Annotated in this window: 8 protein-coding genes; all 8 read left to right on the top strand. The window is 61.9% G+C overall.

The features are described 5' to 3' along the window. The first annotated feature begins 108 nt into the window (after window positions 1–108). Complete coding sequence (locus tag OR16_RS38100) at window positions 109–2,460, top strand: type VI secretion system Vgr family protein (RefSeq protein WP_006164661.1); 2,352 nt, start codon at window positions 109–111, stop codon at window positions 2,458–2,460. A 2-nt stretch (window positions 2,461–2,462) separates the two neighbouring features. Beyond that, the gene (locus OR16_RS38095) at window positions 2,463–3,416 is read left to right on the top strand and encodes a DUF4123 domain-containing protein (protein WP_006164660.1); all 954 of its coding nucleotides are present in this window, start codon (window positions 2,463–2,465) and stop codon (window positions 3,414–3,416) included. Then, complete coding sequence (locus tag OR16_RS38090) at window positions 3,413–4,366, top strand: hypothetical protein (protein WP_006164659.1); 954 nt, start codon at window positions 3,413–3,415, stop codon at window positions 4,364–4,366. Before OR16_RS38095 ends, OR16_RS38090 begins: the two co-directional genes overlap by 4 nt. A gap of 345 nt (window positions 4,367–4,711) precedes the next feature. Next, entirely contained in the window at window positions 4,712–5,506 is a 795-nt protein-coding gene (locus tag OR16_RS38085) for a DUF3304 domain-containing protein (RefSeq protein WP_006164658.1), read from the top strand. Further along, window positions 5,499–7,670: a DUF2235 domain-containing protein gene (locus tag OR16_RS38080; RefSeq protein WP_006164657.1), complete on the top strand. Its 2,172-nt coding sequence runs from the start codon at window positions 5,499–5,501 to the stop codon at window positions 7,668–7,670. The genes OR16_RS38085 and OR16_RS38080 overlap by 8 nt, the downstream gene beginning before the upstream one ends. Window positions 7,671–7,689: 19 nt before the next feature. Continuing rightward, a complete protein-coding gene (locus OR16_RS38075; protein ID WP_006164656.1) occupies window positions 7,690–8,001 on the top strand; it encodes a PAAR domain-containing protein in 312 nt (103 codons plus the stop codon). Beyond that, window positions 7,991–9,283, top strand: a complete 1,293-nt coding sequence (locus tag OR16_RS38070) for a hypothetical protein (RefSeq protein ID WP_006164655.1) — start codon at window positions 7,991–7,993, stop codon at window positions 9,281–9,283. Before OR16_RS38075 ends, OR16_RS38070 begins: the two co-directional genes overlap by 11 nt. After that, on the top strand, window positions 9,276–10,830 hold a 1,555-nt coding region (locus OR16_RS44780), incomplete at its 3' end, for an ImcF-related family protein (protein ID WP_006164654.1). The genes OR16_RS38070 and OR16_RS44780, both read left to right, overlap by 8 nt.

The following is a 10,830-nucleotide window of genomic DNA, read 5'->3' as shown; positions in this document are numbered from 1 at the left end:
AAAAAAGTGCGAAATATTTTTAAAGTGTCAAAAAGGTATTTCTGTCACCTGAAAAGCCGTTTAGAGTTCTGCGTCAAGGTCGATCACGCTGACAACGGAGCGAAAACCATGACGGATCCGGTTGAACAACTGCGGGCATACGGCACTGCGCTGCTCAAGGAATTGACCGGGCGCCAGGTGTACTTCCTCGAGGTGCCTGCCGCGGCCAGCGCCGCCGCCTTGTCGGTGGTGTCATTCGAAGCGGTGGAGCGGATGGGCGAGCCCTATACCGTCACCATCCAACTGACGCACCCCTTGCCGCTTGAGCGCGCCAACTATCTCGGCAAGGATGCGACGTTCCTGATCGATCCTGCCGACGGCACGGAGCCGCGCAAGTTCGCCGGCTGCATCACGCGCTTTAGCCAGACCAAGCAGACCCATGATTTCAGCGGCTACGAGATCGTGGTCGAGCCGCTCGTCGCACGGCTGCAGCTCACGCGCGCGAGCCGCGTCTACCAGAACAAGACTGGCCCGCAGATCATCGAGGCGATCCTGCGCCGGCATGACCTGAAAGGCCACCAGTTTGTCTTCAAGACGCGCCGCGAGTATCCACAGCACAAGTTCCGCCTCCAGTACCAGATGTCCGACTGGGCCTACATCCGCCTGCTGATGGAGCAGGAAGGGCTCTACAGCTACTTCATCCCGGGCAAGTTCGGCGAGATGGTGGTGTTTGGCGACGACATCGACCACTACATTTACCTGCCGGAATTGCGGGTGCTTTACCGCGAAACGGCAGGGCTGGAGTCCGGCGCCGAGGCCGTGACCGATATCAAGACCCATGCGCAGACGGTGCCGGAATCGGTCCGCGTCGCGGACTACAACCCCGACCAGTCCTGGGAGCGTATCCAGGCCGAGGCGAACATCGCCCGCAAGGACAAGACGACCTACGGCCAGTCCTACGTCTTTGGGAGCCATCACCTGGACAAGGACGGCGCCAAATGGGAGGCCCAGTTGCGCCACGAGGCAGCAATCGCCTGGCAGGTGGTCTACGAGGGTGAGAGCAATGTGCTGGACGCACGCCCGGCGCGCATCCTGCGCATGGACCGCGTCCTGCCGGATGCGCCCAACGGGCAGGTGATCATCGAGGTACGCCACAGCGGCGCGCGCGACCAGGCCTACCGCAACACCTACAAGGCGATCCCGTCCGACCGGCGCTTCCGGCTGCCGCTCGCCGAAGACAAATGGCCCAAGATACACGGCACGCTGAGCGCCCGCGTGACCTCGCCGGGCCAGTACAAGTACGCCTACCTGACCCAGGTGGGCCACTACACGGTCCGCTTCGACCTGGACTTCGATGAATGGCCAAAAGGCGGCGAGAGCGTGCCGCTGCGCCTCGCCAAGTCGTTCGCTGGCGCGCTGCAGACGGGCTTCCACTTCCCCGTGCTCGACGGCACCGAGGCCGCCATCGCGTTCCGCGACGGCAACCCGAACAAGCCCTATATCGCGCACTTGCACCACAACAGCCAGCATGTGGACCTGATTACCAGCCAGGACCGGTTGCTGTCGCGCAATCTCATCCACACGCAGAGCGGCAACACGCTTGAGCTGGAAGACTGGGAGGACGAGGAGCACGTACAGCTTTCCACCGAGCATTCGGGCAAAAGCCAGTTGACGCTGGGGCATATGGTCAACGGCGAACGCAAGAAGCGCGGCGAGGGATTTGAGCTGCGCACCTCTAGTTGGGGAGCGATCCGCGGCGGCAAGGGGCTGTTCATTTCGGCGGATGACCAGCCGAAAGCCGCAGGCCAGCAACTCGCGATGGATGCAGCGAAACTGCGCCTCTCGGACGCGTTGGAACAGATGCAGCGGCTGAACGAGTGTGCCGCCGCGGCAAAGGTACAGCTGACAGACATCGCGCGACAACGTGACCTGATGGAGCAGCGCCTCCTGAACATCCAGCAGGCGGTCATTCTCTTGAGCGCCCCTGCGGGCATCGCGCTCGCCACCGCCGAGAGCATCCAGCTTGCCGCTAACGGCAACGTGATCGCGTCGGCCGGCTCGAATCTCGACCTCGGGGCAGGGAAGCGCATCACCATTGCCGCGGGTCAGGGCGCATCGATCTTTGCGCAGGACAACGGTATCAAGCTCGTGGCCGCGAAAGCTGATTTCTCGGCGGCAGCGCACGCCGGGCAGATGCAACTCGCATCATCGAAGGACATGATTCTCTCGAGCGTCAACGGCAAGCTCAATGCGGTATCCGCCGGTGCGCTGACTTTGTCCAGTCAGGGCGCCTATATCAAGCTCGAAGGCGGCAACATCGAACTGGGGTGTCCAGGCAGCATTACGCTGAAGACCGGCAACTTCACGTGGCAGGGGCCTGCGAGCCTGAACCCACCCATGCCGGAGCTTCCGGTGGGTGTCTGCCGGCAGTGCCTGCTCAATTCGCATACCGGCGCCGAAGCCATGACGGAGAAGGGCTGAATATGACCGCGATCCTTCAGCGATCGGACGCAAAAGAGGTGGCCTCGCTGTGGGCCGCGTTTCAGTCTCGCGTCGAAACTGCACATCACGAGTATGACCAGCTTGACCTGTCGACCCACCTGTACGCGCTCGTCGATACGCGTGGATTGCCCGATCTTCGGGAAGCCCTGGGGCGTCTCGGCTCGATACCGTTCTCAGCGCTTTGGGACGGGACAGATCTGTCAGCATTCAGGGACATAGCACCGCTACTAATCAAGGTCGATCTCGGCGCAGCCGACGCGGACGTGCCTCGGCAGTTGCTCAAGCGCCTCTGGCGGTTTTCGAACGGCGGATTCATGGTGACCTGGATCTGGACCCCACATGGGTTGGAAGAACTCGCGGATCATTTCCGGGGGTATTGCGAGTACACGCTATCGGACCGGCGTGCGTTCTACCTGCATTTCTACGACAACCGGATACTAGAGCGGCTACGCCTGACCTGGACACAGGATGAGTGGACGCGCTTTGCATCCGTCGCATTCGAGATCTGGTATCGCAACCGTTCCGGCGAGGATGGCTCGTGGAGCGCCGATACGCTATCCCAGCCAGGGGGCGAGGCCCCGCTTCAACTGTCCGACGAACAGCATCTGAGACTGCACTCCCTGGGCTACGCCGACAAGGTGGCAATGCAACTCACCGAAGTCTATGGGGTGCTGCTCGAACACCTGTCGTCTGATGCCTTGTATCTCGCTGTCCATACCCAGATCGAAAGAGCAACGCGCTACGGCGTGCGCGACGAACTGGACATGCTTTGGTACGTAGCCAAAGGGCTTCTCGTCTCGCCGCAGTTTGACGAGCATCCTTTGATCCATCCGAAGCTGTTGGCCGCTTCGTATGGACGCATCTCATTTCCCGAAGCGCTCTCGCTAGTCGGCGACGCGTGCCGGGAAGATTTCAAGAAGGTCGAAACTATATGAATGGAAGACGAGTAGCCATCTGGCAACTGCTACTCTCGTCGGTGCTGGTCTCCGCCTGCGATGCGTTCACCGCCGAACCGTCGCACGGTGCACATTTCCGCTATCCCGGCACCAGCGAGTACATCACCGAAGGGGCGCCGCCCGGATCGAAGGGATTTCGCATGGGAATCCAGCGCGCAACGCTGCGGGACATGCTGTACGAGGCGTTAACGACAGGTGCGCTGCTGGAAAGGATGGATGCGCTATTTCAGCACCAAGGTCCTTCATTCACGAGCCTCCGCCTTGCGCACCCCGTTTCTGCCGGCAAGGACAACTTCCAGGTCCCCGACCTGATCAAGGCATACCACAGCGTGGTGCTGCTCGAAGCAGGCCGCGACTTCACGCTCCATATGGAAGTACTCCTGCGCTGGCTGGCGGTACGGTATCCATCGCCCGCGTTCGAGGAAATGGTCTCGCGCCATGCAGATGAGGTAAAGCGCGCGCACTTCGCCGTGGAGAAGGAAGTCAAGGATGCCGAGGCCGCCCATCAAGTGGAGCGCCGACGCTCCCCTGCCGATCCGGTGGCGCTGTCCAAGGTCCTGACCAGATGGCATGCGGCGCGGGACGCGCAAGCCCGGTCCCTTCCCATGACGGTCCGGGAATTATCCCGCCCGAACGTCTGGGAGCGTATCGCGAAGGAGGCGCGGGAGCAGGCCTGGCGCTTGTCGCTGCAGGCGGAACTGCAGAAGTCAACCAATCGCCTCAGTAGCATGAAGGGCCGGATGGAGTTGTCATACGACGCCGACCTTGACGAGAGCGTGAAGACGATAGAGGCAACCGCTCTGACACCGGAAGCTGCGATGCTTGCACAGGCCTGGGCGGATGGGTTGGAAGGAAGAAATCCACTGCCGCCTGAGGTCATGACGCTGTTTGACTTGTTGATCCTTGGGCAGACGCCAGAGCGCCCTTGAACGGAGTGAAGATGAGAAGGCAATCGTTCTGGCTTTTGGTCTTGTCATTGATGCTTGCTACCGGGTGGGGCGATGCACTTTCTTGGGAGCCGTCTTACGACGGCCCGAGTGTAGGGGCATTCAACTACACGCCATACCACCTGAGTCGACGAGCTGAAGCGTGATCATTTCGAGCATATCCAGTCAGGAGCCGCCCATGGTTAAAGCGACACAACCCGATCACGCTGACCGGCCCCAAACAGGGGGCTACACGTCATGCTGACGGGACACACAATCAGGCTCCTTTTTTCACGCATTCGATCGCCATCGCAATCGCGACGACGCAGACCGAAAGCTGAAGTGAACATGAAAATCAGATTCTTTTACGCGCTACTTCTGTCCCTGACACTGATCACCGGGTGCGATGCGTTTTCGTCCGAGCCGACGTATGGCGGGTTGAGCATCGAGGGCTTCAACTACACGCCGTATAACCTGAGTCGATTTGTTGTCTACGACAAGTATGGAAATACAGCGGGTGGCGGCGGTGATCTGATGCCTGGATCCGGTCAGGGTCGTCTCAGTTGCTGCCACAAATTGAAGGGAACGGATTTCACGGTGAAATGGGACGTCTACGATGCTGACGAGGCTATCAAGGACCTCTACGCGCCGATCCGGAAAATTCACAAGGTTACAGAGGTTCATTTGCCTCCGACAAAGCTTGAAGGCGGAGCCGGAAAACGCATCCTCGGCCTGCACTTCTACCCGGACGATCACATCGAGTTCGAGTTTCGTAGTGATCTGCAGGGAACGCGAATCGAGTACGACGAGATCTGGGGATGGCTTGACCGTACATATGGCAAACAACTTAATCCCAACGGGCTTCACGATTCGGTTGTGTTTCGGCAAACCGCGCGTGTTGCGGCGGGGGGATGGACGAAGTACCGCCTCACCGATAAACGAGACCTTCGCTGGTACGTCTACTACGCAATGCTCGTCAGTCCCAAGTTCGACGAGCATCCCGCTGTCCAGAATATCTTGGCCGAGACAAAGGACAGGCCGGGTGCGTTCGGCGCGGCAATGGAGCAGCTTCCGGCGCCAATCATTGACGAGATGAAGCGGGACCATTTCAAGCATATCCAGTCAGGAGCCACCCATGGCTGAAACGACACAACTCGAACCCGCCGACCGGACCCATGGCAAGGTACTCGACGGCATGCTGAAGGCACACAAGCCGTACAAGAGCGACGACTGCATCCGCTGCGGTGCGGTCATCAAGATGGGCTTCTTCTTCGATGGGTTCGGTCGCCATCGTGATCAGGACGACCGGTCGACGTCACGCTACTCGAACATCTGCCGGCTATGGGAAGCGCACCGCGACATGCGCGATACGCGTCGCCAAAAGATGCCCAACCAGTTCTGGTACCCCTTCTACTATTCCGGTCTGGGTACGGATCTGAACAAGGACGCGGGCAAGGACGCACTTCGCTCCGCTGGGCTCAAGGCATTGGGCGCGGCTGGCAAATCGGCGGCGAAATCGGCGACTTCCGCCGCCCAGAAGGTCGTTGGCGTCGACAAAGTGCTTGACCTTAAAAAAGCGCCGGGTAAAGCCCTGAAGAACGCAATGTCAGAGGCGCTCGACGAAATGTCCTGGCGTCCGGTCACCAGGGTATACGGCGACCTTGCTGCGCAAGTGAAAGCGATCCCGGGCAAGGTCGGCCGCGTACTGACGATGGCGCGAGAAGATCGATGGGTGAGGCGCGGCAAGGCGGCCGTTCGGGGGACGCTGTACGACATTAAGAAGAATCCGCTGAAGGCAGGCTGGTCTGTCGTCAAGGCTCTTTTTTTTGACGTCGTGATGGATTCTATTCCTCAGGTACGCGACAACGCGGCTGTCGCCCGCCTGTTCGGCACCGGTTTCGAGGACCGGCTTAGCGCGGCGCTGGACCAGTTCGAGGAGGCCTATAAGGATGCGAAGTCGTCGATGAACAAGGTCCAGCGTATCGAAGTTTCCGTGTTCGGCGCTGATCGCGGTGGCGTACTTGCACGTGCCTTCGTCAACGAACTGGTGCGGAAATACAAGCGGCGTAGCGATGTCGATCTTACGATCGAAGGCGACACCATCGAGATCAAGTTTCTGGGCCTGCTCGATGCGGTATCGTCGCTGATGGCGGAGAACAAGCTGCTCGACTTCGTGCCGCTGGTAGGCATGATCAAGCAGAACTATGGCGACAAGCCGCTCGGCGTTCCGGAGGCCGTCCAAAGATGCGTCCACTTCGCGGCCGCACACGAACTGCGGTTCTATCAGCGGCTCGACAGCCTCGAGAAGACGCGCGGGGACCAGTACCTGTATCCGGGCACCAGCGAGGATATTACCGGTGGAGCGCCACCGGGCTCGATGGGGTTCCGCGCGGAACTCCAGCGCGTTGCGTTGCGCGACATGCTGAATGAGGCGTTGATGGCGGGCGCGGCTGTTGACATGATGGAGTATCTCGCGCAATACAAATCAGACGTGTTTCGCATGTTTACCCTTGCACACCCGGTATCAGATGGCACCGCAAGCTACAAGATCCCCGACCTGATCAACGCGTACCGTGCCATAGTGCCGCACCAGAAGGGGCTCAACTTCCAGGACCACATGCAGGTATTCCTGCGCTGGTTGGCGGTTCGGTATCAGTCGCCGGCGTTTCGCGCGTCAATGTCGGCCACGACCGACGGCGCGAAGAAGGCGCATCAGGCGCTGTCGCTGCAGCGCGCCGACGCCGAAGCCGCATATCAGGCCGAGCGTAAGCGCTCGCCGCTAGACCCGAAGGCGCTGGGACAGGCGCTCGCCCGTATGCAGGCCACCCGCGATGCCGAGATGCAGTCATTACGCAGCACGGCGCTAGTGCTGGCAAATCCGGTGGTGAGCGTCTGGGAGCGTATCGGCAGCGAAGCGGCGGAGCAGACCCGGCGCCTGTCGATGCAGGCCGGCCTGAAGGAATCTGCTGGCCGTATGCGCAAGCTGGGTCAGGATATGGAGCTTCCCTACGACGCCGATATGGAACAGAGCGCACAGGCGATTGAGGCCTTCATGCTGAGCCCTCAGGCGCTCGCGCTGACGCAGGCATGGCAGGACGGCGCCAGTGGCAAAAATCCACTGCCGCCGCAGGTCATGGCGCTCTTCGACCTGCTGGTACACGACACGATGCTGACGAGTTGGCACGATCATATTCTGTCATCGACCCTGTACTTTCAGACGCGTGCGACGGATACGTTCGGAACGAGCGACGTCGAGAAGGAAGCCAAGAAGCGTGCAGCGGACGAGCGTGCGGCCCAGGCAATGTAGGGGCGGCGATGGGCTTGCGGTGGATTTTCGACTGGGCGATGCGGATGAGGAGAGCGAGATGGCAGGCGTGATACGAGAGGGCGATCGCCTTAGCCGCGGCGGTGAAGTGCTGCGTGGCGGCACGCGCAAGTTCCTGGGGCAGGCGCTGGCGCGGCGGACAGATCCGGTGCGCTGCGATGTGCATGGGCGTAGCCGCATTGCCCAGGGCAATCCGAATATTCGTGACGGCAATCTCGAAGTGGCCGAGGATGGCCATCTGTGTGAGTGCGGATGCGCGCTGATCTCGTCGCTGCCGAACAGTGGCTCGCGCCAGGTGGCCGATGGCGATTGATTTCTCGCTATTGCCGGCCGAGGTCCCGGTTCCGCAAAAGGCGCCGTCGCCATTTGCCTGGTCGATCGCGTTCGTCGTGCTGACGCTGGCCGGGATCGCGTTCGCACTCTGGTCGTGGCCGCATAGCGCGAAGACGAAGACGCAGACGTTGTGGTTCTGGTTCCGCATCGTCGTCATCCCCGTGTGCCTTGCAGGCGCGCTTGTCCTGCGGCGCTTTTCATATTTTTACAAGTGTCGGAACCGCGCACTGTCGGACAACGGGCTAAGCAAGGCTTACTTAGACCTGGTGTTCGATGCGGCGAGCGTGCCCCTTGCCGTGCTTGCCGCCGGTTATCGTCTTCACATCGACGAGAAGGAAAACACGTTCGATGCGATTGTCGCGCGCAGCGCGAGCCGGCCGACCCGCCCGGCGAAGGATACCCGCGAGATGATCGTTGCCAGCTGCCTGGAGCCCGCAGTGGCGGCATTGACGTTTGATGACGAGGAGCGGCAAGGCGCCGTGCTCGAATGGATCTTGCACTCGTTCGCTCCGGCGATTGCGGATGCGCTGAGCACTGCTTCTGACCTGGTTCCGGTTGAGGTCCATCTGGATATCGACAGTTCCGTACTGCCGCATGAAGCCATTCAAGCGATCTGGGCGGGCTTGCCGGCGTCCGTGCGCCCCTCACGCCTGAATGTCCAGCCGGTAATCGGGCCGTGCGGCGGGCTGTGGCTCGTCGATACGATGCTCGATCGCAAAAGCCCCGCGCTGCGCGATGTCGTGACGCTGCTGATCAGCGCCAATTTCAGCCCGCTTCGCTCAGGCGATCCTGAGGCCGGCAGCGCGGAGGCAGCAACCATGATGCTGCTCTGCCCGGCCGGACTTGCACGCAAGGAGCGGCTTCCCGTGGCAGGCTGGCTTCATCGCCCGCAGGCGGATACGCCCGCCCCGCCGGAGGATGCACTGCACTACGCATTGAGGTGGGGCAGAACGATGGGCACGGCGGTGGGCGGCACGATCCAGACGGGATTCGATGAACGTACCGCGGCGCAGTTGCCTGTTGCCCTGCGGGCAGCGGGCCGCTCGGGCGATGAGGCGTCATCGTCTGATTTTGCACTCGACACCCTCGCCGGCAACACCGGGCCAACTGCGCCGTGGCTCGCGGCCGTGCTCGCACTCGATCGCGCCATTGCATCGAATGCGCCGTATATCGCAGGCGTCCAGAGCGAGGCGCGGGTCCTGCTTGCTGTCCTTGCGCCGCCGGGACATCACATGCAGCAAGAGGGTATGAAAAATGACTAAATTCCGTATCGACGTATTTTCGTATCTGCTCGTCGCGCTAGCGGCAGGCAGCCTGATCTGGTTTCAGGGGGATCTGTTCTGGCTCGACTCCGAAACGAAGAAGACCCTGGCGATCATCGCGCTTTGTGGTTCCCTCGTCGCGATTGCGCTTTACTTCGGCTTCGAGCCGAGACGCGAGGAAGCGGCAGCTGCGCGCCGCTTGACAAAGCTATTGCATTGGAACTCTACGCAGCTCACGGGGACGACCCAGGCGCTGCTGGTGCCGGAAGATGCGCCGAGTAGGTCGGACACCTTGCTGCGCTTGTGCAGCCATTTGCGGAGCCAGCATGGTTTTCGCTGGCGCTACCGCCAGCCCTGGCTGCTGCTCACCGGCGACGATGCCGCCGTTGCCCAACTGTTGCCCCAACTAACCGAACAGGGCTGGCTGATTACCGCCGACGCAGTGCTGCTGTGGAACAAGTCCGGGCAGAATGGCCAGCCGGATACGGACTGGCTCAAGCAACTCTACAAGCTGCGGCAGCGCCGACCGGTAGATGCCGTGGTCCTTGTGACCGACGGCGAAACGGAATTGTCCACGCAGCGCCGTGTCACCCATCCCCACGGGATTGGCCTGGCGCGTATCGCCGAGGTGCTGCGCTGGTCCCGCAACGCCGAGGACACCGTCTATCGGGGCGTGATCCATGCCTTTGGTGAGAACGGGGGCAGCAAGTATCCGGACCAGACCCTGGCGGCGCTGACCGCCGGCACCGATACCCGGGGGCTGTTCCGCTCCGCCGCCGTCGTGCCCGGTATCTTTACCCGCCAAGCCTATGAGGGCTATGTGGCTCCCGCGATCGAACAGGCGGCCAAGCGTACGGAAATCGCCAATGACTGGGTGCTGACCGACGGCCGACCGCCACAAGCGCAACTGGCACAGCAAACGGCAGGCCGTTCAGCCGAAGCCCTGCAGGCGGCTTTCACCGAGCAATACTTCGCCGATTACGCGGAGCGCTGGCAGGGCTTCATGAACAGCCTGCAATGGGAACCGGCGCCGACCTTGCCGGCGGCGATTGATCAACTCAAGCTGATGGCCGACGCGCGCCAGTCGCCGGTGATCGCGCTGATGAAGTCGCTCGAGTACCAGGGTGGCGCCGGCGCGCGCAAGGACTCGCTGTCCGATACGCTGGTGGCCAAGGCGCAGGACCTGCTGGGCAAGAAGGAGACCGCACCCGAGGTGGCGAAGCCGGACGCCGCGGGGCCGCTCGGTGCGGCCTTTGGCCCGGTGCTGCGGCTGGTGGCGCAGGGCCAGGCCGCCGGTGCCAACCCGGGCGCCAATGGTGATCTGAGCCTGCAGCGGTTCCTTGACCGCGCCACGGCACTGCGCTTGCGCCTGCAGCAGGTCAGCAACAGCGCCGATGCCGATGCGCAGGCCCGGCAAATGGCGCAGGCGCTGTTCCAGGGCAAGGGCTCGGAACTCGCCGACACCCAGGCCTATGCCCAGCTGATGGCGGCCAGCCTCGGCAGCCAGTGGGCGGGCATGGGCGAGGCGCTGTTCGTGCGGCCCATCG

This window comes from Cupriavidus basilensis OR16, assembly GCF_000243095.1.
Lineage (GTDB): Bacteria > Pseudomonadota > Gammaproteobacteria > Burkholderiales > Burkholderiaceae > Cupriavidus > Cupriavidus basilensis_D.
The sequence above is the reverse complement of the archived record's forward strand: the minus strand, read 5'-3'. Positions and strand labels throughout refer to the sequence as shown.